The 22,644-nt window shown below is 57.9% G+C and carries 22 protein-coding genes, 1 tRNA gene and 1 pseudogene; 16 read left to right on the top strand and 8 right to left on the bottom strand.

Features of this window, described 5'->3' with window-relative positions:
* The first annotated feature begins 9 nt into the window (after window positions 1-9).
* Complete coding sequence (locus SM763_RS20430; protein ID WP_274839504.1) at window positions 10-1,047, top strand: calcium-binding protein; 1,038 nt, start codon at window positions 10-12, stop codon at window positions 1,045-1,047.
* 133 nt (window positions 1,048-1,180) lie between these two features.
* Here SM763_RS20430 and SM763_RS20425 read toward each other — a convergent pair whose 3' ends face one another.
* On the bottom strand, window positions 1,181-1,603 hold the full coding sequence (locus SM763_RS20425; protein ID WP_065270643.1) for a tellurite resistance TerB family protein: 423 nt from the start codon (window positions 1,601-1,603) through the stop codon (window positions 1,181-1,183).
* A 270-nt stretch (window positions 1,604-1,873) separates the two neighbouring features.
* On the opposite strand from SM763_RS20425, the gene SM763_RS20420 reads away from it, so the two are divergent.
* The 3 genes from SM763_RS20420 to SM763_RS20410 all read left to right on the top strand — a co-directional run bounded on the left by SM763_RS20420 (window position 1,874) and on the right by SM763_RS20410 (window position 6,407).
* Window positions 1,874-3,454, top strand: a complete 1,581-nt coding sequence (locus tag SM763_RS20420) for a lysine--tRNA ligase (protein ID WP_347510660.1) — start codon at window positions 1,874-1,876, stop codon at window positions 3,452-3,454.
* Window positions 3,455-3,598: 144 nt separating this feature from the next.
* Window positions 3,599-4,003: a DUF4864 domain-containing protein gene (locus SM763_RS20415; protein ID WP_347510661.1), complete on the top strand. Its 405-nt coding sequence runs from the start codon at window positions 3,599-3,601 to the stop codon at window positions 4,001-4,003.
* Between the two features lie 118 nt (window positions 4,004-4,121).
* Window positions 4,122-6,407 (top strand): glycosyl hydrolase family 28-related protein, encoded by a 2,286-nt coding sequence (locus SM763_RS20410; RefSeq protein ID WP_347510662.1) that lies wholly within the window; start codon window positions 4,122-4,124, stop codon window positions 6,405-6,407.
* A gap of 8 nt (window positions 6,408-6,415) precedes the next feature.
* On the opposite strand, the gene SM763_RS20405 is transcribed toward SM763_RS20410, so the two are convergent.
* Both SM763_RS20405 and SM763_RS20400 read right to left on the bottom strand, forming a co-directional pair.
* Window positions 6,416-6,901, bottom strand: a complete 486-nt coding sequence (locus SM763_RS20405) for a HugZ family pyridoxamine 5'-phosphate oxidase (RefSeq protein WP_347510663.1) — start codon at window positions 6,899-6,901, stop codon at window positions 6,416-6,418.
* A gap of 23 nt (window positions 6,902-6,924) precedes the next feature.
* The gene (locus tag SM763_RS20400) at window positions 6,925-7,593 is read right to left on the bottom strand and encodes a hypothetical protein (RefSeq protein WP_347510664.1); all 669 of its coding nucleotides are present in this window, start codon (window positions 7,591-7,593) and stop codon (window positions 6,925-6,927) included.
* 147 nt (window positions 7,594-7,740) lie between these two features.
* Here SM763_RS20400 and SM763_RS20395 point away from each other — a divergent pair, with 147 nt between their 5' ends.
* Together SM763_RS20395 and SM763_RS20390 are read left to right on the top strand one after the other, a co-directional pair.
* Entirely contained in the window at window positions 7,741-8,061 is a 321-nt protein-coding gene (locus SM763_RS20395) for an antibiotic biosynthesis monooxygenase family protein (RefSeq protein ID WP_065270639.1), read from the top strand.
* 86 nt (window positions 8,062-8,147) lie between these two features.
* Window positions 8,148-8,555 carry a universal stress protein gene (locus tag SM763_RS20390; RefSeq protein WP_347510665.1) on the top strand — a complete coding sequence of 136 codons (408 nt, stop codon included), beginning with the start codon at window positions 8,148-8,150 and terminating at the stop codon, window positions 8,553-8,555.
* A gap of 108 nt (window positions 8,556-8,663) precedes the next feature.
* On the opposite strand, the gene SM763_RS20385 is transcribed toward SM763_RS20390, so the two are convergent.
* A complete protein-coding gene (locus tag SM763_RS20385; protein WP_347510666.1) occupies window positions 8,664-9,269 on the bottom strand; it encodes a hypothetical protein in 606 nt (201 codons plus the stop codon).
* Between the two features lie 116 nt (window positions 9,270-9,385).
* Complete coding sequence (gene uvrB, locus SM763_RS20380) at window positions 9,386-11,578, bottom strand: excinuclease ABC subunit UvrB (protein ID WP_347510667.1); 2,193 nt, start codon at window positions 11,576-11,578, stop codon at window positions 9,386-9,388.
* Between the two features lie 168 nt (window positions 11,579-11,746).
* Here uvrB and SM763_RS20375 point away from each other — a divergent pair, with 168 nt between their 5' ends.
* The 7 genes from SM763_RS20375 to SM763_RS20345 all read left to right on the top strand — a co-directional run bounded on the left by SM763_RS20375 (window position 11,747) and on the right by SM763_RS20345 (window position 16,410).
* Entirely contained in the window at window positions 11,747-12,871 is a 1,125-nt protein-coding gene (locus SM763_RS20375) for a PepSY-associated TM helix domain-containing protein (protein WP_347510668.1), read from the top strand.
* An 87-nt stretch (window positions 12,872-12,958) separates the two neighbouring features.
* Complete coding sequence (locus SM763_RS20370) at window positions 12,959-13,270, top strand: ETC complex I subunit (RefSeq protein ID WP_065270634.1); 312 nt, start codon at window positions 12,959-12,961, stop codon at window positions 13,268-13,270.
* Window positions 13,271-13,465: 195 nt separating this feature from the next.
* A complete protein-coding gene (locus SM763_RS20365) occupies window positions 13,466-14,401 on the top strand; it encodes an MYG1 family protein (RefSeq protein WP_347510669.1) in 936 nt (311 codons plus the stop codon).
* A 33-nt stretch (window positions 14,402-14,434) separates the two neighbouring features.
* Window positions 14,435-15,067: an alpha/beta family hydrolase gene (locus SM763_RS20360; RefSeq protein ID WP_347510670.1), complete on the top strand. Its 633-nt coding sequence runs from the start codon at window positions 14,435-14,437 to the stop codon at window positions 15,065-15,067.
* Window positions 15,068-15,197: 130 nt separating this feature from the next.
* Window positions 15,198-15,587, top strand: coding sequence for a hypothetical protein (locus SM763_RS20355; protein WP_347510671.1), 390 nt, complete (start codon window positions 15,198-15,200; stop codon window positions 15,585-15,587).
* Window positions 15,588-15,797: 210 nt separating this feature from the next.
* Window positions 15,798-16,298, top strand: coding sequence for a GNAT family N-acetyltransferase (locus tag SM763_RS20350; RefSeq protein ID WP_490363300.1), 501 nt, complete (start codon window positions 15,798-15,800; stop codon window positions 16,296-16,298).
* Window positions 16,299-16,333: 35 nt separating this feature from the next.
* Window positions 16,334-16,410: transfer RNA gene (locus SM763_RS20345), tRNA-Arg, on the top strand.
* Between the two features lie 163 nt (window positions 16,411-16,573).
* On the opposite strand, the gene SM763_RS20340 is transcribed toward SM763_RS20345, so the two are convergent.
* Complete coding sequence (locus SM763_RS20340) at window positions 16,574-17,029, bottom strand: hypothetical protein (protein WP_347510672.1); 456 nt, start codon at window positions 17,027-17,029, stop codon at window positions 16,574-16,576.
* Between the two features lie 75 nt (window positions 17,030-17,104).
* On the bottom strand, window positions 17,105-18,424 hold the full coding sequence (locus SM763_RS20335; protein WP_368999579.1) for a TniQ family protein: 1,320 nt from the start codon (window positions 18,422-18,424) through the stop codon (window positions 17,105-17,107).
* Between the two features lie 697 nt (window positions 18,425-19,121).
* Between SM763_RS20335 and SM763_RS20330 the strand changes: the two genes are divergently transcribed.
* A complete protein-coding gene (locus SM763_RS20330; protein ID WP_368999578.1) occupies window positions 19,122-20,480 on the top strand; it encodes a TIR domain-containing protein in 1,359 nt (452 codons plus the stop codon).
* 36 nt (window positions 20,481-20,516) lie between these two features.
* Window positions 20,517-20,816, top strand: a complete 300-nt coding sequence (locus SM763_RS20325) for a hypothetical protein (protein ID WP_368999577.1) — start codon at window positions 20,517-20,519, stop codon at window positions 20,814-20,816.
* 365 nt (window positions 20,817-21,181) lie between these two features.
* On the opposite strand, the pseudogene SM763_RS20320 reads toward SM763_RS20325, so the two are convergent.
* A pseudogene (locus SM763_RS20320) lies at window positions 21,182-21,492 on the bottom strand (transposase); the annotation flags it as partial.
* 78 nt (window positions 21,493-21,570) lie between these two features.
* On the opposite strand from SM763_RS20320, the gene SM763_RS20315 reads away from it, so the two are divergent.
* A complete protein-coding gene (locus SM763_RS20315) occupies window positions 21,571-22,611 on the top strand; it encodes a hypothetical protein (RefSeq protein ID WP_347508999.1) in 1,041 nt (346 codons plus the stop codon).
* The last annotated feature ends 33 nt before the right edge of the window (window positions 22,612-22,644 follow it).

The raw sequence follows: 22,644 nt of genomic DNA, 5'->3' as shown, positions 1-22,644 counted from the left end.
GTGGAAATAATGCGTGCGAAGGTTTCTTGGGGACAGAACGCAGACGAGATGGGGTTTGCCCAACCGCATAACATCTTCAATCTTTTCAACGGAATCGTCGGGAATGATGATTTCCCTATCAAGACATCAACTGACCGCGCCCTGGTCGTTGAGGGGCAGTTGGGGTTTGCGGGCTTTCCGCTCGACCTGCGGATGACGATCAAGGGCGTCGGTTTCACCTATCAGGGCGATGAGGTTACCGGCGGGGAGATTCGCCACATCAAGGTGGAGCAACTGACCGATGATGGTGGGACCGCCAAGATCTTCAACATGCGGGGCCTACGGATCGATGTTACCGATCTGACCGAAGCGATGGAGTTCGAGGACAACGGTGGTTTTGATGGCACCGTAGAGGAACTGCTTTATGGAAATGGCTGGGTTTACAATGGCGTTCCCTCGGTGGATGTCATTGACCCGGATCAGATGTTCTTTGGCTACGGCACCCAGTTCAACATGGATGGCCGGGACAAAATCTTTGGCCGCGCCGGGGACGACACCATCCTTAGCGGTGAAGGGCGTGATTTCGTGAGCGGGGGGAACGGCAACGACTTCATCCGCGGCGGGTTGGGGAAAGACACCCTGAAAGGCGGCCGAGGGGATGATGAAATCTATGGCGACGTTGGCTACTGGGACGGGCGACGCGACAAGATCTTTGGCGGTGGTGGCGATGACTACATCGAAGCTGGCGCTGGGAACGACCGTGTCAACGGTGGCCGCGGAAACGACAAGATGTATGACACTGTCGGGCGCGATACCTTTGTCTTTGGTAAGAGATCCGGTCATGACTGGATCCACGATACTGACAACAACGGTGCCGACTTGATTATCCGCACCGGCAAAGAGATCACGGTCACCTTCATCAATATGGAGGATGAGTTCAGCTCAGGCCCCTGGGCCGGGGAATATTTCGATCGCGGGTTCCTGTTGGAATGGGGGCGCAACAGCCTGCTGCTTGGAACCTATGGCGACATCGAAGATTTCGGCCTGACAGATTATACCATGCTGTGATGGTCAAAGGGCGCAGGGCGAGGAGTATCACGCCTTGCGCCCGTCAGAAGCCGTCAGAATTTGCTTACGAACGGCCCGAGCATAAAGCTGCTGCGGGCAGGTTCTTGTGTGTGGGTCCTAAGTGGGGCCGTGCCTAAACCATGTGCCGCGCGCGGGCGCCGCGTTCGATGGCTGCGGCGTGCAGGCGGTCGATGTTCAGCTCATACCGCATTTCTTCCAAAAGGCGCAGCTCGGATTCCGCCAGCGTGCCATCGGCAGCAGCCACGTCACAGGCCAGCGCATAGGCGGTTTCGAACAGGCGTTCTGGCAGGTTGTCCCGGATCAGGCCAAACAGGGCGTCCAGCCCGTCCTCCTGCTCGAATAGGTCGAAAACGGTCTGCGAGATCGTGTTGATCCGGTCGATGTCATAGTCGGCAAAGACCGGCAACATGTTGACTGCGGATTGGATCTTGACCAGCTCGGCGGTGCGGATGTTCTCGTCCGAGGCCGAAATCGCCACCATCAGCGCCACGAGGCAATCCTGCGGCGTCATCGGATGGGGGGCTTGCTCGCTCATGGGGGCAACCTTTTGTAAAACCACTGTACATCACGGACGATAGGCGGGGTTTTCTGCGGGTGCAACCATGCCGGTCCGCAGGTCGGCCCCCGGGGCGGTGTTTTGCCGCCGACAGGCGGATCCTGCAGGTTTTGTTGCGCGGGGCGACGGGGTTTGGCGCCAGTGTTTATTGACTTATGCCGCACCGGCACAATAGAGGAGGAGGCCGGATGCAAGACGCATACCGGTAAAGCGGATATAGGCCGATTGGCGGCCCCGATGGAGAACAACATGTCTGAACTGCGCGAAACCGCTCTGACGAGCAAAGCCTGGCCGTTTGAAGAAGCACGCCGCATTCTCAAACGTTATGCCAAGGGCGCGCCGGAAAAGGGCTATGTGCTGTTTGAAACCGGCTATGGTCCCTCGGGTCTGCCTCATATCGGCACCTTTGGCGAGGTTGCGCGCACCACGATGATCAAGCGCGCCTTCGAGGTGATCTCCGATATCCCGACCAAACTGATCTGCTTTTCCGACGATCTGGACGGCATGCGTAAGGTGCCGGGCAATGTCCCGAATGCCGAGAGCCTGCACGACCACTTGCAAAAGCCGCTGACCTCGGTGCCCGATCCCTTTGGCACCCACGACAGCTTTGGCCACCACAACAACGCCATGCTGCGCCGGTTCCTGGATACCTTCGGGTTCGAGTATGAATTCTACTCGGCGACCGAATTCTATGGCTCGGGCCAGTTTGACGAGATCCTGAAGCGCGCCTGCGAACGCTATGACGAGATCATGGAGGTCATGCTGAAATCCCTGCGCGAGGAACGGCGCCAGACCTATTCGATCTTCCTGCCGATCCACCCGGAAACTGGCCGCGTTCTATACGTACCGATGAAAAAGGTGGATGTGGAAAACCACAGCATTACCTTTGACGATGAGGACGGCAAGGAATGGACCCTGCCGGTCACCGGCGGCAACGTGAAACTGCAGTGGAAACCGGATTTCGGCGCGCGCTGGGCAGCGCTGGAAGTTGATTTCGAAATGTACGGCAAGGACCACAGCACCAACACGCCGATCTATGACAAGATCTGCCGGATCCTGGGCTGGCGCGCGCCTGAGCATTTTACTTATGAGCTGTTCCTCGATGAGAACGGCCAGAAGATCTCCAAGACCTCGGGCAATGGCGTGTCGATCGACGAATGGCTGACCTATGCCTCGTCCGAGAGCCTTACCTATTTCATGTATCAAAAGCCGAAAACGGCCAAGCGGATGCATTTCGATGTGATCCCCAAGGCGATGGATGAATACCATCAGCAGTTGCGAGCCTACCACGGTCAGGATCTCAAGGGGCAGCTCAACAACCCGGTCTGGCACATCCACGGCGGGGATGTGCCGGAGTCCAAGATGGTGGTGCCTTTCTCGATGCTGCTGAACTTGGCCTCTGTGGCGTCGGCGCATGACAAGGAAACGCTCTGGGGCTTTATCCGCCGCTATGCGCCCGATGCAACGCCGCAGACCCACCCCGATCTGGACGCGGCGGCGGGCTTTGCCGTCAAATACTACGAAGATTTCGTCGAGCCGCAGAAAGTGTTCCGCGCGCCGAGCGACGCCGAGCGTGCCGCGTTGGAGGAATTCCGCGGCAAACTGGCATCCTGGGATGGCGAGACCACGGGCGAAGCGCTGCAAGGCATCGTCTTTGAGGTGGGGCGCGAGCATTTCGGCAAGGAGAACATGCGCGACTGGTTTAAGGCGCTTTATGAGGTTCTGCTGGGCGCCAGCCAGGGTCCGCGCTTTGGTGGCTTCGTCGCCCTTTACGGCGTGGAAGAGACCGTGGCCCTGATCGACAAGGCACTGGCTGGCGAGCTGGTCTGAGACCACCGCAAGACAAGGATGAGAAGGGCGCCCAATGCGGCGCCCTTTTTTTGACGGCCCGCAAGCTACGCCCTTGTCATCTAATTTTTGACCTCCCGCATTCCTGGCCTAGCTAAAACATCTAGGTATCGTTGGAGGTCGCCAATGTTCAGGTTTGCAAGTTTTGTGTTTTCGCTGGTGCTTCTGGCGCTGCCTGCGGGGGCAGAGGACAGGGACCGGATCACTCGCGTGATCGGGGCCCAGATTGAGGCGTTTCGCGATGATGACGTCACGCGGGCTTTCGGTTTTGCCTCCCCCCGCATCCGCAGCCTGTTTGGCACGCCCGAACGCTTTGGTCAGATGGTCGAGCGCGGCTATCCCATGGTTCTGCGCCCAAACCAGGTCCGCTATCTGGAGCTGCGAGAGGTCGCCGGTAACCTCTGGCAACGGGTGCTGATCACAGATCAGGACGGGCGGCTGCACCTGCTGGATTATCAGGTTGTCGGGGAAGGCAGCGATTGGAAAATCAACGCCGTGCAAATCCTGAAAGTGCCACAAGGCAATGCCTGAAGGCATGAGGCCCGGTGCAGGAGCAGCGCGCGCCTGTCTGACGCCGGATTAAGCCGGACATTCTAAACCCTTTCCGATCTGCGCTGCTGGCGCGTCGTGGCATAGGAAAGGGTTTCCCATGAACAAGGTGATCACCGATGGGCTGCAACTGGCGCCTTCACCCTTCGAGGAAGGGCTGGATCAGTGGTCCAGCGGCGATGGCACGCCGGGCTCGGATACTTATGACGGGGTGGTGAACGCGGCCTATGTGGCGGCGGATGCGGATTTTGGCGGCTGCCTTGAGCTACAAAAGCTCGACAGCACGCAAAAGCTGCGTTTCATGGGAAAGACGCCGATCTTGCCGGGGTGTTACCTGCAGGTCCGCGCCCGTATCAAGGCGATCAGCGGCGCGCTTCCGACGGTGCGGGTCGCGGGCTGGGCCGGGCAGGCCAATAACAGCCACCTGTCCGGGGTGGTCGAAACCGGCACCAGCACGACGCTGACCTCGTATGGGCAGGTGGTGGAGATCACGGCCATCGTCGGGACTGGCAGTCGCAGTGGGGTGGATATGCCCTGGGGCCTTGCGGCCGACCACGGGCATTTCGGACTGGACCTGATTGGCCCCAATGGCGGCGTTGTGCGGATCGACGATATCGAGATCACCGATATCACAAGCGCCTTTCTGCGTGATATGATCAGCCTTGTGGATGTGACGGATTTCGGCGCCATCGGGGACGGGGTTCAGGACAACACAGCCGCCTTTGAAGCCGCCGATGCTGCCGCCGACGGGCGCCGGGTTCTGGTGCCGGAAGGGGAATTCTATCTGGCCGAAACGGTGTCGATGTACAATGAGATGGTGTTCGAAGGCACGCTCTCCATGCCGACAGACAAAATGTTGCTCATGCGGCGCAATTTCGATTTTCCCGCCTATGCCGCTGCCTTTGGTGACGAAGAGCTTGCCTTCAAGAAGGCATTTCAGGCGCTGCTCAACAACGTGGATCATGAATCGCTGGATCTGCGGGGGCGCGTGATCACCGTGACAAAACCGATCGACATGCAGGCGGCGGTGCCGAACCGCAGCTCTTATGCCACCCGCCGGGTGATCCGCAACGGTCAGTTTTCCGCCGTGGGCGGCGCGGCCTGGGATACCGAAACCGTGAGCTCTCAGGCGACCTACGACAGCGGCGATCCGCGCAAGCTGCGCAACGTGGCCAATATCGCCAATATCGCCATTGGCGCATTGGTCGAAGGCAGCGGGGTGGGGCGGGAAATCTACGTGCGGGCCAAGAACACCGGCGCGGGTGAGCTGACGCTGAACGCGCCGCTTTATGACGCGGTGGGCACGCAGAATTTCACCTTCAAGGACTTCAAGTATCTGCTGGATTTCTCCGGCTTCAGCCAACTCAGCAAATTTGGCATGACCGAGGTCGAGGTGCAGTGCAATTCCCATTGCAGCGCCCTGCGCCTGCCGTCGGCGGGCACCGTCTTCAGTCTCGATCATTGCTTCATCTCCAGGCCCAAGGATCGCGGGATCACCTCGATCGGGTCGGGCTGTCAGGGCATACTGGTCGACAATTGCCAGTTCCTGTCCGCCGAAGAGCCGCTTGATGTGCCGGACCGGAGCAGCGTGGCCATCAACGTCAACGCCAATGATGCCAAGCTGCGCAACAACCGTGCCAGCAAATTCCGCCATTTTGCGCTGTTGGCCGGGGCGAATAATACGGTCACCGGCAACCATTTCTTTCAGGGTGACAGTATCGCCAATGGCGTGCGCACCGCCGGGCTGGTGCTGACGAATACCTATTGTTCGACGACCGTGTCCGACAATTACATCGACAATTGTTTTGTCGAATGGACGAACGAACAGGACCCGACGCCGGATTTCAGTTCAGGCTTTTCCTTCAGCGCCCTGTCGATCACTGACAATGTGTTTCTGTCTGGTGAGGTCGCGCCCTGGTTCAGCTATATCGTGGTCAAACCCTATGGCACCGGGCATTTCCTGAACGGTGTCACGGTCTCGGGCAACAAGTTCCGGTCGATCAATGGTTTCATAGACCGGGCTGAACGGGTGGATACCAGTTTCTCCGGGCTGGATTTCAGCCGCAGCAAGATGGTCTTTTTCGAAGGCAATACCTTTCACGGGATCACCTCTCCCGCCGCCAGTCCTCTGCGGCTGGAATACACCCAAGGCAGCGCCGCCACGACCTGGACCATCGACACGGATGGGCAGCTGCCGTTTGAAGGCCACGCGCGCAAGGTGGATGCGATTACCGCTCTGGGGCCGATCAGCACGTCTGGTGGCAGCAAACGATATGCCATGCCCTATGCCGAGGTCGAGCAGGGTAGCGGTAAGGACCGGGTCAAGCTGAACTGGCAGGACGCGGTCAAAGGAGAGGTGCAGGTGATCGTGCGGGTGGACCGCTAGCGCGCCACTCAGGCGGGGGGCGTCAGATCTTCTGGGGTCAGAACAAAGGCCTTGCCAAAGCCGCCGTTCAGATGTCCTGCTGTCACGTCCAGCCGGACAAAGGCAAAATCGCCAAACCCGATGTAGAGCTTCGCCTTGGGGTGGTCCTGCAGGTAATGCGCGGCCAGGCGGGCGTGTTCTTCGCCGGTATTGGGGATGAACTGCGCATGGCCCTGCAGGCTGAGCCGGGGATGCGTCAGGGGATCACCCTTGTCACCCGGCTCCCCGACGAGAAAGGAACAGGCCGCGTTGTTCTGCAAAGCACGCGTATGGGAGGAGAGGGTCGAGATCAGGCTGATCGGATGCCCTTCTGGCGACAGGCCAAAGGCCACACGCGTGACCAGCGGTGTGCCATCCTCGGTAATGACACCCAGGGCGGCGAAACGTGCCTTCTCCATCAGTGACTGGGCAAGGCTACGCGCCTCGTCATCGGTGGGGCGGATTGGATCTGTCATCGGATTGTTGTCCTGAGCCTGTTTCAGAACCTATGCCACAGGGATATTTTAAGGCCAAGGCTCTGACTGTTGGCCTGTTTGTGCTCCAGCCCCACAACCAGTTCCTGACCGGGTGCCGTCCGGTAGCGCAGACTTGGGGTGATGGCATAGGTCAATGGCGCCCCGACGCTGCGGGAGGTTTCGATCTGCAGCATTGGCGACAGGGCCGATCGGGTGTTGAGGCCAAAGGTGGCATCAAGTTTCCAGATCGGATCGGGGAGGCTGGCCCGGTATTCGTAACTGGCATCCAGCGAGATCCAGCCGCTGGCGCGGGCGGTCGTGAAATCATGCCCGAAGGACAGGGTGGCGCGGGACATGGGACTCCAATAGCCACGCTGGTGACTGCCGCCACCCGCGACTGTCAGCGCCAGCCGGGGCCGGGTTTCCCCGGTGGTCAGCGGGATCCGGGCAAACAGCAGGGCGTGGCCCGTTTGCCGGTCGTTCTGGTTCAGATCCACCCCAAGGGTCAGCCGCGGCGACCAGCCGTATTCCCCGAAATACCCCAGCTCATGGCGCAGAGTGCCATCCTCGGTCTGCCGCAGGGTGGCGCTGGCGGCAACAAAACCCTGGCCTGTCTGACGCAGCCAGGCCCCAGCCAGCGCGGGCGGCGCCAGAAGCAGGCTGAACAGGCCGGAGAGGATCCAGATCCGCAATTGAAACTCCCTTGGGTTGCTTTGCTGACTTGAAATCTACCTTTGGATGTTTTTGCCACAAGCTCAAGTTGCACGCGGAAAACAGTCTTGTTTGCGGCAAAATCGTCGTAGGGTGGAGGTGTTCAGGGCCAATCACGGGAGGAAACGATGCCGACAATTTCCAAAACGGCCGATATTCAGACGGTCATCACCACTTTTGAAATGACACCGGGAACCTGTCAGGATCTGCTGGATGCGCTGACAGACGCCTATGACAATTTCATTTCCCGGCAGCCAGGGTTCATTGCGGCGGGGCTGCATGTGAATGATGCGCAAACCCGGATCGCAAACTATTCCCAGTGGAAACGGCGCGAGGATTTCATGGCGATGCTGCGCTCGGAGGAAATGCGTGAACGCAACCGCCAGATCAGCGCCCTGTGCCGCAGTTTCGAACCGGTGATGTACGAAGTTGCCGCCACCTTTGACTGAGATCTGCAAATAGACTGATATGGATCAAGGCCTTGGGGGCACGCGCCGGGCATGTTGTCCCCAAGCCCGAATGACTGGAGGACCCAATGTATCACAATATTCTTGTACCGATTTCCTTTGACCCTGACCGCGATGTATCCGCGCCTTTGAAACTGGCACGCCTCTTGGCGACGCCTGAGGCAAAGATCACCCTGCTGCATGTGGTGGAACAGATCCCGTCCTACGCGATCACCTATATGCCGGCCGATTACATGGCCGAGGCCCGCGCCGCGCTGGAAAGCGAGCTGTCGGCACTGGCGGATACCCTGCCCAATGCCAAAGGTATGGTCATTGAAGGGCATTCGGGGCGGTCGATCCTCGATTGGGCCGAGCAGAACAACCCCGATCTGATCATTATCGCCTCCCACCGTCCGGGCATGCAGGATCTGCTCTTGGGCTCGACCGCAGCGCAGGTGGTGCGGCACGCCGGTTGCGCCGTGCATGTGGTACGCTGAGGTGATCTGGAACGGTAATTCCTGAACTTTCAGAAGTGAGAACGGGGGCGTGTGTATCGTGCCCCCGATCTGTTTTGATCCGATGCCTAACCGGATCGACAGGTCTGATCATCCAGCCAGCCCGACCAAACGGTGCAAAGCCACGGCGGCCAGCCGCACGGCTGTGCTGCCCGGCTGTACGCCCTTCAACAGAGCGGAGCGGAGCAGCGCCTTGTTGGAATTCAGCGCATCGGCAATGCGGGAATAATAGACCTGTTTTTCCTCTGGCGCCCGCAGCAGGATGGTTTCGGCTTGCTGGATCGCCTTCCGCGTCTGTTGTTTCATCCTCGGCAGGGCAGAGGGTTTGACCGGAGTGTATACCTCAAACCCACGACGTTTGGGTTTCGTACCCGGATCGCGGTTCTTGGCAATCGCAGCGCTAAGGGTGTTCTCGACAAGGTCCAGCGCCTTTTGCGCTTCGGAATAGGCCGTGTTGCCGCGCAGTTTGTCGCCAGACCGTTTGTAAACCAGCCGATAGCAATCGTAGCGGTAGACCCAATCGACATTCTCGCAACGGCTGAAGCCCCGCGAAAGCGTCTTAGCGACCGTATTGCTTGTTGCGGCGGACAGGCCGACAGAGGACCCGCTGCCTCCGTAACCTGCATCGCCGCCAGCGTGAAGCGCTCCGGCAGAAATCAAAAACAGACCGAGGGTGGCAACGCGAAAAATACTCATAAACAAAACTCCTGTGTACCCATGTCAGGCTAACACAGAATGATGATCAGGCAAGGAGGCAAACCGGGACAGGGGGCGTCTTGCAGCCCCCTGCACAGGATCTGAACAGGCTCAGATTACTTCCATTTTCGTTTCACATTGCCGCCGCGTTGTCCCGGCTTGCCCGCCGTGGACCTGCCACGCGTTTTCACCGCAGCCTCAGCAGCCGCATCGACGGCGGATTGGCGGGCCAGCGGATCGTCCGAGACCGCCAGATCCACGGCCTCCAGTCGTTTGACCTCGTCCCGCAGGCGGGCGGCTTCCTCGAACTCGAGGTTCTCGGCGGCCTTGCGCATCTGCTCCCGCAGCCCGTTGAGGTGGGCTTCGAGATTGGCTCCATGCATCGGCTTGTCGATATTGGCGGTGACGCGGTTCATGTCCACATCGCCCTGGTAGAGACCCGCCATGACGTCCTCGACGTTCTTCTTGACGGTTTCCGGCGTGATGCCGTGTTCCTCGTTATAGGCGATCTGCTTGGCACGGCGGCGGTCGGTTTCTCCGATGGCCCGCTCCATCGAGCCGGTGATGCGGTCGGCATACATGATGACACGGCCATCGGCGTTCCGCGCCGCGCGACCGATGGTCTGGATCAGCGAGGTTTCAGAGCGCAGGAAGCCTTCCTTATCGGCATCCAGGATGGCCACCAGCCCGCATTCGGGAATATCAAGGCCCTCCCGCAAGAGGTTGATCCCCACCAGAACATCAAAGGCGCCAAGCCGTAGGTCGCGCAGGATTTCGATCCGCTCCAGCGTGTCGATGTCGCTGTGCATGTAGCGCACCTTGATACCCTGCTCGTGCAGGTATTCGGTCAGATCCTCGGCCATGCGTTTGGTCAGCACGGTACAAAGCGTACGGAAGCCATCGGCAGATACCTTACGGATCTCGTCCAGCAGGTCGTCCACCTGCATGTCGACGGGGCGGATTTCGACCATTGGGTCCAACAGACCCGTGGGTCGGATCACCTGTTCGGCAAAAACGCCGCCAGCCTGTTCCAGTTCCCACGCGGCGGGGGTGGCCGAGACAAAGACCGACTGCGGCCGCATTGCATCCCATTCCTCAAACTTCAGCGGGCGGTTGTCCATGCAGGAAGGCAGCCGGAAGCCGTGTTCGGCCAGGGTGAACTTGCGCCGGTGGTCGCCCTTGTACATGGCGCCGATCTGCGGCACGGAGACGTGGCTTTCGTCAGCAAAGACAATCGCGTTGTCAGGGATAAATTCAAACAGGGTAGGGGGCGGCTCTCCGGGCGCGCGGCCCGTCAGATAGCGCGAATAGTTCTCGATCCCGTTGCAATGGCCCGTCGCTTCCAGCATTTCAATGTCGAAATTGGTGCGTTGCTCCAGCCGCTGCGCCTCCAGAAGCTTGCCGTCGCCAACCAGCTGATCCAGCCGCAACCGGAGCTCTTTCTTGATCTCGATAACCGCCTGGTTCAGCGTCGGTTTCGGCGTCACATAGTGGGAGTTCGCATAGACCCGGATCTGATCGAAGGACCCCGTGCGCTCCCCGGTCAGCGGATCGAATTCGGTGATCGCCTCCAGTTCCTCGCCAAAGAACGACAGTTTCCACGCGCGGTCCTCAAGGTGTGCCGGGAAAACCTCAAGCGTGTCGCCCCGCACCCGGAACGAGCCGCGCTGGAACGCCTGATCGTTGCGCTTGTACTGCTGGGCCACCAGATCGGCCATCACCTGCCGCTGGTCGTACATCTCACCGACCTTCAGATCCTGGGTCATTGCCGAATAGGTCTCGACCGAGCCGATACCGTAGATACAGGAGACCGAGGCGATGATGATCACGTCATCGCGTTCCAGAAGCGCCCGCGTGGCCGAGTGGCGCATCCGGTCGATCTGTTCGTTGATCTGGCTTTCCTTCTCGATATAGGTGTCGCTGCGCGGCACATAGGCCTCCGGCTGGTAGTAGTCGTAGAAGGATACGAAATACTCGACCGAGTTCTCCGGGAAGAAACCCTTGAATTCACCGTACAGCTGCGCCGCCAGCGTCTTGTTCGGGGCCAGAATGATGGCCGGGCGCTGGGTTTCCTCGATCACCTTGGCCATGGTGAAGGTCTTGCCCGTACCAGTGGCGCCCAAGAGCACTTGATTGCGCTCACCTTCGTTGACGCCGGCGCTCAGCTCCGCAATTGCGGTGGGCTGATCCCCGGCCGGGCTGAACTCCGTGTTCATCACAAAGCTCTTGCCACCTTCCAGCTTGGGGCGCTGGACGGCCTCGCGTTCGGTCATCATCGGCAGCGATTTGTCGGAATGGGCGTAGGGCATTGGCGCTCCTCAGTCTGGCGGCCATACACTTGATCTCTTTTTGTTCCAGATCAAGGGGGCAGGGGCAAGTCCTGGGCAAGTTCCCGAAAAATTGCACGGCACTGCGACGGAGCTTGCGGCCTGCTGCGTTGCAGAAAGAGTGGCGTAAAACGATCCGGGGACAAAACCATGCGGAAGCTTATTTTCTGGAGTCATTTGACGGTCGGCCTGATGGTTGCCCTTGTGGTGCTGATGCTGTCACTGACGGGGCTGTTGCTAACCTATGAGGCGCAGATCACCCGTTGGGCGCAGACACCCGCCGTGTCCGAAGTGGGCACAGAGAGGCTGTCTGCGGATGAACTGGCAGGCATCGCCCCGATTGAAACAGGGGGGCGGGCGACAGCGCTTCGTTTTGCAAAAGATCCGGATGCCCCCGTGGCCGTGCAGGTCGGGCGAAATTCCACACTGTTTCTCGATCCATTCACCGGCGATTTACTGCCGGAACAGGGTGCGGGAGTCGCTGCATTCTTTTCCACGGTTGAACATCTGCACCGCTGGTTTGCGCTCTCTGGCGATGGGCGCGATCTGGGCAGGGCGGTGACAGGGGCCGCGAACCTTGGCTTTCTGTTCATTCTGGCAAGCGGCCTCTACCTTTGGTGGCCCCGGGCGTGGAAATGGCGGATTGTCCGCATGAACCTGTGGTTTCGCAAAGGCCTGCCCAGCAGCAAGGCCCGCGATTACAACTGGCACCATGTCTTCGGCTTCTGGGCGCTTGTGCCCCTGCTGGCGATTGTGGTGTCAGGCGTGGTGATCTCTTACCCCTGGGCCAGCGATCTTGTGTTCCGCCTTTATGGCGAAGAACCGGTGCAACTGCGTCGGCGGGCAGGGGCCGGGCAGGGCGCGTCGGACGCCGTGGCCGAGGTTTCAGGTCTCGATCTGGCGCTGTTGCAGGCCAGCGCGAATATTCCGGACTGGCAGCGGATGGAAGTTGCGCTGCCGGTTGCAGAAAAAATCCGCATCACCGTCGACAGCGGCACCGGCCGCCAGCCGACGAAACAGGTAACGCTGACCATGGATGCCCGGGATGGGGCGGTATTGGATCGCAGTGACTTCTCTGACCGCAGCGCGGGTCAGCAGGCGCGGATATTCCTGCGGTTCCTGCATACCGGAGAGGTTTTTGGCCTATTGGGGCAGACTTTGGCGGGGTTGGCGGCCGCATTTGCTCTGGTGATGACCTATACCGGCGCGGCGCTCAGCTATCGCCGCCTGATCCAACCGCTGTTGCGGCGCAGGCGCAGCAGGCAGACGGGTTAGCATTGTCGCAATACTAAGGATAAATCGATCTTGCCGCAGCGCGCGTATCATCGCATATAGGCAGCATCGGATGAGTAGGAGACTGCAATGCAAGCGCGTATTTACCGGCCAGCGAGAAACGCCATGACCTCGGGCATGGCCAAGACGCGGAAATGGGTTCTGGAGTTTGCACCCGCAAGCGCCCGCGAGGTTGATCCTCTGATGGGCTGGACTTCCTCTGCCGATACCCAAAGCCAGGTCCGCCTGCGCTTTGACAGCAAGGAAGAGGCGCTGGAATACGCCAAGGATCACGGCATCACCGCCGAGGTGGTCGAACCGAAGACCCGCAAGACCAACATCCGCCCCGGCGGCTATGGCGATAACTTCGCCACAAACCGCCGCGGTCCCTGGACCCACTGAACCTGTAAATCGGGGCAAGGTTGTCGCGGAATCGGGGCAAAGATTTCGCGGAGCCTCAGATTTAGATATTGGTGAGCGCGGCGCACAGCATGTTGATGCTTGTCGCATCGCCGCCGGAATCCCCCCGAACGCGATTTCCTCAGGGCGACCCAACCGGTCGCCCGTTGTATTTCCAGATCTGCCAGAGTGCCCATCATGATCATTACCCACCTCGTCACCCACAATGGCGGTTTCCACGCGGACGAACTTCTTTCCTCGGTTATCCTGACCCGCCTGTTCCCGCAGGCGGAGGTGGTGCGCACCCGTGACGCCGCGTGGATCACCCCCGGTGAGGGCAAGATCATCTATGATGTGGGCCGCGAGTATGACGCTGAGGCGGGTATTTTTGACCACCACCAGCGCCCCAATCCCGTGCGTGAGGACGAACAGCCCTACAGTTCCTTCGGTCTGATCTGGAAGCATTACGGCCTTGACTACCTCCGCGCTTTGGAGATCCCCGAGGCCGATCTGGAAGACATCCACGCCAGCTTTGAGCAGAGCTTTGTCCTGCCCATCGATCTGATCGACAACGGCGCGATGAACCCTTCGGTTGCAGGTCCGCTGACGCCTTTGACCCTCTCGGTCCTGTTGGAGAGCCTGAAGCCCGTCTTCGACAACCGCGGCAATGACGCGGACGATAAAGCCTTCGCAGAGGCGCTGCCGATCGCACGGGCGTTTGTCGAGGCGTCGATCAACAAGAAAGCCGCCAAGCGTCGTGCCGAAGCCATGGTCATCAAGGCGATCCACGATGCTGGCACCTCGCGCATTCTAGAATTGCCAATGGGCATGCCCTTCCGCTCAGCCATTGAGGCGACTGGCGCGGACCACCTGCTGTTTGTGGTGGCCCCGCGTGACAATGACTGGTCCATCGGCGGTATTCGCATCAGCGGTGACAGCTTTGAACAACGCGCCGATCTGCCCGCCGCATGGGCTGGCCTGACCGACGAGGCATTGGAAGAAGCCAGCAGCGTCAAAGGCGCAAAGTTCTGTCACAACGGACGGTTCATCGCGGTTGCCAGCAGCCGTGAGGCAGCCCTGAAGATGGCCGAACTGGCCGTCGAAGAGGCTAAGCGCACAGGCGCCGCAGCCTGATCTCGCCGCAGCCTGATCTCGTAGGAGGGCACGATGGATTTCCTGCTGAACGGAGACGAACCGGGGCGAACCACGATCCTTCTGGCCCATGGTTCTGGCGCAGCGATGGACACCCCTTGGATGGATACGGTTGCCGAAGGGCTGGATGCCCAAGGCTTCCGCGTCGCCCGCTTTGAGTTCAGCTACATGTCCGCCCGTCGCACTGGCGGCTCTAAACGCCCACCGGCAAAGGCCGACACCTACGCGCCAGAATTCCTCGCCGCCATTGATGCGCTTGGCTGCGATGGTCCGCTGATCATTGGTGGGAAAAGCATGGGCGGCCGCGTGGCCAGCCTGATCGCTCAGGACCTTTATGACGCGGGGCGGATCAAAGGCATGCTGTGCCTCGGCTTCCCGTTCCATCCGCCGAAGAAGCCCGGCAATCGACGTGGTGAGAACCTTGCCGAGATCACCTGTCCAACCCTCATCTGCCAAGGCACCCGCGATCCATTCGGCACGCGGGAAGAGGTGCAGGAATACGATCTGTCCAATGCCGTGACCCTGCACTGGCTGGAAGACGGCGATCACGACCTGAAGCCCCGTAAACGGGTGACTGGCAAGACGCTTGAGGACCAACTCCTTGAGCTCGCTGAACAAGTCAAGGCCTGGGCAAATTCCTGCTTCTGATTGGCTTCGTCAATGTTCGGCTGGAGAAATCTAGGCGCCAATTTCGGCCCAATCCGGCCCTGCGTGTGAGACAGCGCGTATGACCGCTCGAAGCCTTTACCCGTGTCGTAAGCTACCTGGAAGCGGGAAAATGGTATTTGACGCTGTCACTACGGTTTCGATGGTTGAGGCGTTCCAGACCGCGATCCCCCTTTGCGATCTCCCCGAATATCTCGGCGCAACGAAACGGCAAATTGAAGTTCTCTCTCTCGGAGGAATTGTCCTCCCGCTGATCTTAAGTACGGAACGCGGCTGGGTTCGGCACGTCTTCTTTGGTCGATCGCACCTTGATGAGCTACTGGCAAAAATCGCCGGTTCGCCGACAACACCGGTGTCCGGCGAACCGGCGATTTGCATCCGATCTTTTATGCTTGCCAGCGCGGGGCCGACCGATTTGAGTACCTGTTTTCCGAAATTCTCAACGGAAACATCCCGGCCTTCCGACATCCCCGCAAGCAAGGGATTGGATTACTCCTTGTAGATGTTGTCCCCTTGGTGTCCGCGAAAAACGCAGCCTGACCTACCCCCGCAGATCTTGAGATGGAGCCCGCTTCGCATGACTTTTCTTTTTCTATTTCAGGGAGTTCGCGGGATCTTGCCCCTATTCTCGCGGCATCCTTGCTCCGAGGGAGGAAAGGCGTAAAATAAGGTTTTGAAATCATGTTGAATTTTTTGCCACGTGGAAACAACTTTGCCCCGACTTACAGAACCAAAGATGCCCGAAACCGTGATTGTACCGGCCCGTCCTTCGGATCCCGATGCGGCGATTCTGATCCGGCGCCACCTGGATCAGATGGCCGCGCAATCTCCGGAAGAGAGCTGTCACGCGCTGGACGGCAGTGGTCTTGAAGGTCCGGACGTGCAGTTCTTCCTGCTGCGCCGCGATGGTCTGGCGATCGGTATGGGCGCGCTGAAGCGGCTGGCGGATAACACCCGTGAGCTGAAATCGATGCACACGCTCTCTGAGGCCCGCGGCAGTGGCGCGGGCAGGGCCATTCTGGACCATCTCCTGAAACTTGCCCGTCAGGAAAACGCCTCTGGCATTTACCTGGAGACCGGCTCTACCCCAGAGTTCCTCCCTGCGCGAAAGCTTTATGAAAGCTACGGATTTTCGGAGTGTCCGCCCTTTGGGGACTACAGTGAAGATCCCTGGTCTGTCTTTATGCATCTGGACCTGTCAGCCGCGCCTTGACCCTTGCATTGCGGGTGTCGTAACTGGTCCTCAGCGGTCCCTTAGCTCAACTGGATAGAGCAGCTGACTTCTAATCAGCAGGTTCGGGGTTCGAGTCCTCGAGGGATCGCCATTCTTTCGAATGTGCCAGTAACCCATAACATTGCACGTTTTGTCGACTTTCATGCACAGCTACTGTCAAGGGAAAATTTTATTTTCGATATGGGGCACCCTCAAGATGCTGATATACAACAGGTATTTGCCAGTTTTCGACGCCCAGTGGCCGACTGCAAACCTCAGATCACGAGATTGCGTAGGATGGCTTCCACTTCGTCACGAAGGTAGATAGGCCCAACATTCACGCCATCAGGCTGGAAAGCATGGACATCTCCAGCAGCCAAGGCCGCAAGAATCGTATTTCGGTGCATGCCACTTTCTTCAGCCATGACCGTTGGCGTGGTGAAGGTTTCATGGAAAGCGGTGATGTCAGAGCTGGTCATCCGCCACTGTGGACGCTTCATCACCGGGTGTGAAATCTCAGTCGCGGGTGTATGTCCCCCTTCTATTAGTGCCAAGAAAGCGCCCTTCTCCCGAACTCCGATTGAGCGCGCGAACGCGGCTGCACTGATTTCGTTCCCAATTGTGGTCGATTTTGCACCTTGAGGTCCGTGCTTCGTCAACCGCTCAACTTCGGCGATTTGCACGACGAACCCGCGGTAGCCGAAGACGTCCCTGCGTTTGCCGACACCCAAATTCCCGTCCCGGATCTCAGTGACTACGCGCCCGACCGAAACGCCCAGTCTCTTATGAACAAGTTGGATGGTGTCTCAGCCCGGTGTGTCTTCATCTATCGGAATGGCCTGGAGTTCCAGTTCCTCAAGTAGGGCCAAGCCATCACGCACGCGCCATGGCGATTTGATCGTCCTCACTTTAGTTCGGGGGACGAGTACGCCGTCCGCCTCAAGAGACTTTAATTCCGCAAGCGTAGCGCCGATTGCTCGGCGCATCGCAATCGGACCAACGAGTGTTGGAATCTCCTCCAAAAGGGCTTGAAATTCCTGCGCGTTGAAGGTCTTGCGCGCATCACTGCGGGCGTCATCCGAGCTGAACGCACCTGCTTCTGTCAGGAAGTCGTTCAGGACTGCCGTCCCTATGCCGGTTTCTTTGCTGGCAGAGGTCAGAGAATGAAGTCTTCGCTCGACCATGATTTGACCAAGGATCTCCTCTCCAGCTGCGATTGGCCAGATCTCCAAGACGTGAGCTCTGACTATATCCCGGAAGCCGTCGAAGGCATCATCATGGCGATAGAGGCGATCAAATGTTTTGAAGATCGGGGCGAGTTCGCCTCTCGTGACTGCGTCGCCTCCATCTTCGGCAAGCGTCAGGCGCCCCAATTCTTCCCGGATTGCGTCAGGCCCTTGCGAGGCGACTACGAAGCCCAAGGACTTTGCTTTGCGATCCTCGGATTCTTCTCCTTGCTTGTTGAGGAGAGCTGCCCCGAGCAGACCGCAGAATGTCATGGCTGCAAATAACGGTTGGGTGGCCAACCACGTATCGTCATTGCCTTGAAACAGTCGGTGATCGAGCCATCGATCATATGCGGATGGTTCAATCAGTTCGCTTTCAAACCGGCGCGCAGCAATGTCGGGAAGAATCTCTGCCAACCTTGCGCCGATGTTGTAGCGCTCGAGCGGCCGGGAGTACGTCCAGAGAGGCACCAGCGGATGGTGATGCCGAATGCACAGATCGGCGCCGCGACACTGCCAAGCACCCGATATTGTCATGTGCCGCAATGGATAGGTTTGTCCTTCTGCCTGTTCGCGCAGACAATGAGGGCATCCGCGAACGGTCGGACTACGCAGGGCGCGCGATATGAACACCTCTCCCCGATATCTCATGCGAACGTCTCCGATACGCTCGCCAGTCCAAGACAGCAAAGTTGAGAGTTGATCTTGCGTCAATCCTGATCTCGCGGCGAATGCCGCGACAGCAAGCTCGTCTTGCTCTAGGATGCGTTTGAAGCTGAACCCCAGGTCCAAGGCGAAACCCGCAGTATCAGTACCGTTGATTGCGGCCATGCGCGAGAAAAAGGAGGGCAGCGTCTCGCAATCACAAGGCTCAACCGCCAAGCGTAACTTATCTACCAAGCGGGATCTCCATCTAAGGCCGATACATCTCGGGTCCTAAATCGCCGATTTGAAGCTGGGTGTCCAACTAGCGATCTCTTTGCGAGTGGAGTCTAGTGACAGGGTTACGAGCATCGTCGATCGAACGGCCGGAGGCCAGTCGGATTTATGTGCCTTGGCTCATGCGACAGTGCCTCCGCTGGACTACCAGAGTGGAAATTTCGATAGAGATAAGTTCGCGCTTTAATTTCAGGTGTGGCCTCAGGGGAGCCGACGTGCGCCGCCTGGGTAACAAATGGTTGCTTGGCGCAAAAGCGCCTCTTGCAGGCTCAGCGCCACCTCCAATGCTGGAAGTGCCCAACCGGCCCATTGCGGACCTTCGGTGAGGAACTCGCCGCTGCAGCGCAGCTTACGCGAGGCGGTCATTCGTGGCGACTGCAGCAATGTCGGTAGTCGAAAGCTCCACTACAGTCGCCCGATCATACCATCCAAGGCGCTCGGCAGGGGTGGCAGAGCAGAAACCTCGCGGAAACGAACCAAATGGATGTCAGCGGCGAGATGACAAGGAACAGCGAAAAGCCAATCCGGAAGCTGCTCGTATAGGGAGACGTGATACCTTTGGAGAATTGCCACGCGACAGCCCCAAAAATCATACTTTCGGAACCTGAACACTTAGAAATCTCGCCACACAAGGCGCTATGAGGCAAGTCTTCCGCAATTGAGCGCTGTTGACTTATCTCTCCAAGCAGGCAAGCCTAATCTGGAGAAGCCAAAGAACCGTGAGCCACGCAGAATGCAACGCCTTTCAATTTTTCTAAGCCATTCATCGAGAGACAAAGCGTTTGTACGCCGAATAAATTCGGATTTGAAAAGTGGTGGTTTCGATACCTGGATAGACGAGGACAATATTCCATATGCCGCATCAATTTCAGAGGAGATTCAAAATGGATTGACCAAAGCAGATGTGATATTTTTGTTTCTCAGCGAGGCGGCCGTGAGGTCGAAGTGGGTATCGACCGAATGGCAATCTCAATTTTTCAAACAAGTGTCCGGCGGCAAGACAATGGTGGTGCCTGTCCTTGTTGATGACTGTGAAATACCTGAGTTCCTCCAAGACAGAAAGTACATCGACTTCAGGAAAAAGAGCGAATACGGAAAGAGCTTGGCGTCCGCGCTAGATTTTTTGCAATCGCTGAAAGTTGAGCGATATGGTGCCAAAAAGAATTTCGATAGCACTTTGGGGATAAAATCTCACGTTATGGAGATATTGGACGATCTTGAAGGGGAGGCAATTCAGCTCCCACAAGTTCGCAGAATCCCCATTGTAAAGACCTTAAAAGGTGTAAAGAGGTCTGGAAAGTTAATTAGGCTCCAGGGATTCAAGCCGGAAATCAAAGTGAGAAGTGTATATGATCACGTTATTTCTCTTGCGCATATATCGGAGTGCTTTATACCATGTTTGGATCTTGATTTTTCTGCAGGAGATAGGCGGGACCTTCTACTCTTAATTGCGTATCATGACATAAATGAAGTCATCTTGGGTGACATACCGGCTTATACGAGCCTGTCTCGAAGCAAGAGGGCGAGCATTCGCGTCTATGCGGAACAAAGATTTAAAACCGTCCCACCGAATGAGTTAGAGAGAATTGCAAATGATTTCGTCTGGTTGTTCTTGTCGGAGCAGCATCGCCAGGCTTTCCGTGCTGTCATGGACCTTTCGGGAGATGCACAGTCGAAAGTGTTTAGAATTTTTCAAGCGCTGGACAAGATGGATCCCATTATTGCAGTGTGGAGGTATCTCCATCACTACAGGGGAATGCTTGGGGATACACCGAAGTTATTCAATTCGAAAATGAAGGATTTCTATGAGAACCCTGATGTCGCCAGCCTGTTGAGAGACCAAAAGATAAGTACGTCACTTATTGACACGCTTTCATTTCTTCAGGATCGAGAGCACTCTTGGAACTATTATGAGAATGCCAATTACTTCGATGAAATGACTCATGACTTTTTATCGATACCACCAAAGGTTTTGAAAAAGGCCATTGAAGGCGTTCCATTGTTCTGCGACGATTAATTCTTGACAGTTTCACGTCACTTGGTGAGGGGCGGCGTGGTTGGCGATTTCAGTGGCTTGGAGGAAGAGACCTTAGGTCCCTTTGAACTGTGCGAGTTGGGAATTGTGTCGTTTCAGCCAGGGAACTTCAACTTTTCGCCTTTTGGGATCTGCTGGGTGATCTGCGCCTTGGCCTGGCAGAGCCTGCCGATCTTTCTTTGCTGCGACTGGGGCGGATTTTGGCGGACGTGGGCCGTTTTCCCGGAAGCGGACATCCAGATAACCGCGGGCGGGCCCGTCAGCTTCACGCGGCACGATCTGAAAGACGCGGTCAAGCTCAGTTTCTGCGCAGTCTGAGGGACGCATCTGTTCACCCACAGGCCGGGGCTTGCAGGAATTGTCCTGAAGTTAGGCACGCTCGATGCACCTCCCTCTTTGGCGCGCCGCGTGCCGCGCGCCGCGATCAAATTTGCGCGGAAGCAGCCGTTTAACGGTAAGCGCCGTCTCAACCCCACATTGCTGCTAATGGCTTCGGCTGCGATGTGATCTCCATCTCATGATGGGGAGTGCGTTTCGCAATGTGCGCTACAAATTCGTTTCTCAAATCTCTGGGCGTCGAGATTTACGCGTCGGGACATCGCCGGTGGCCGGATGAGGCCAAGGCCTTGGCCGTCGCGATGACCTTGGAGGCTGGTGCGACGGTGAATGCCGTGGCGGAGCGGTTTCTCCGCCTCGATGAAAGCAAAGCTCATCGACTTGCGTCTTTCGCGAAGAAGGCTGCGGCTTTTTTTAGGATGTCGCGCTCCTGTTTCAGCACTGCGTTCTCGCGTCGCAACCGCTTCAACTCAGCATGCACGTCGACCGAAGCCTCGACCGGATCACTGGCATCTCGCTCGCGACTGAGCCATCGCGTCAATGTCGAAAGTCCAATCCCCAGATCTTCCGCGATCTCCCGCCGCGTCCGACCGCTGGTCAGTGCCAGTCTGACTGCTTCCCGCCGAAACTCCGGCGTCGGTCTGTTGCCATTTCCCATAGAACACCTCCTGGTTCCTCAGTTGGTGCTCTCCACTTTTTCAGGGCAAGTCCAATCCGCAACGACAACGGAACAGGTTTGAGAAACTCTGAGGTTAAAACGGCTCTTCTTGGCGTCGGTTCCGCGATCACCGACGTGCGAACACACGCGTCCGCTGACAAGCCGTTTGTCGAGCGCATGTTTGGTACAACGGAGTCGATGCTGCTGAAGCTTCTTCACGGATATACGGGGCGCAAACCTGGAGAACTGCCAGCGTATGATGCCAATAAAGCTGGTGTCCTTGATATTGACGTCCTCTACGAAATTATCACCAAGTTCTTCATCGATGAGTACCCATCTTTGAAACATATGGGCGTGGGTATGGGCGGAAGGCGCCCGGCTGAGGTCTACAACGAGATCAATAAAACTCGGGGGATTTTCAAAGCTGTCAACGAAGACCTGCGACGTAAGCATCTGGGTTGGAAATTCAAACTTAAACCAAACGACGAAGGTGTGCGGGTTCTGTCCGGCCTTTCCTATTCGTCGGACGCTTTTCAGAAAGCTGTAGATAAATGGAAAGGGAAGGTGTCCGTCTTCATCGACCCGGATAACCTCAATTTTGCGACCGCAGTCTTTCCAGGCGATCCGGAACTGTATCGGCTAGATTTGCAAACGACCATTTTCGCTGACCTCACCGTCGTCGAGTACCTTGACCTGATGGCGAGCTACCGTCGTGAGAATCCTGAAACCACGAAGCTCTATGAAGACCGTATTGCGAAGGTACGGCTCGAGAGGCAGGAACTCCTTCAAAAAATCGGCGTAGAACGCCGCCTGCCTCGTAGCTACGTGACCTTCGAAGAAGCCAGGACCAAGGCAAAGGCCCTGTTCGCATCATCACAGGTCGTAAGAACAAGGGTGCCATTGGACACTGTCGCGCCCGGCTCGTTGGCGACGGCCTCCTCAGGTCCAGGCGTGCTGCCTATCGGAGATGCAGAGGTAATTGATCTCGCGCCATCCAACCCCGCTCCTGAAACCAAGGAAGTGCAACCGTCCGAGAAGCAACGGCCCAAACAGAAAAGCAAAACCACTCGAAAGCCCATCCGGCTTGGTCGCCCCGATCAGGAGGGTGAGTTTTCTTGATCCACTGACCGATACGACAGCCCACTAACTACT

It is taken from the genome of Pseudophaeobacter sp. C1-32P7 (assembly GCF_041008775.1).
In the GTDB taxonomy this organism is placed as follows: domain Bacteria; phylum Pseudomonadota; class Alphaproteobacteria; order Rhodobacterales; family Rhodobacteraceae; genus Phycobacter; species Phycobacter gallaeciensis_A.
The sequence above is the reverse complement of the archived record's forward strand: the minus strand, read 5'-3'. Positions and strand labels throughout refer to the sequence as shown.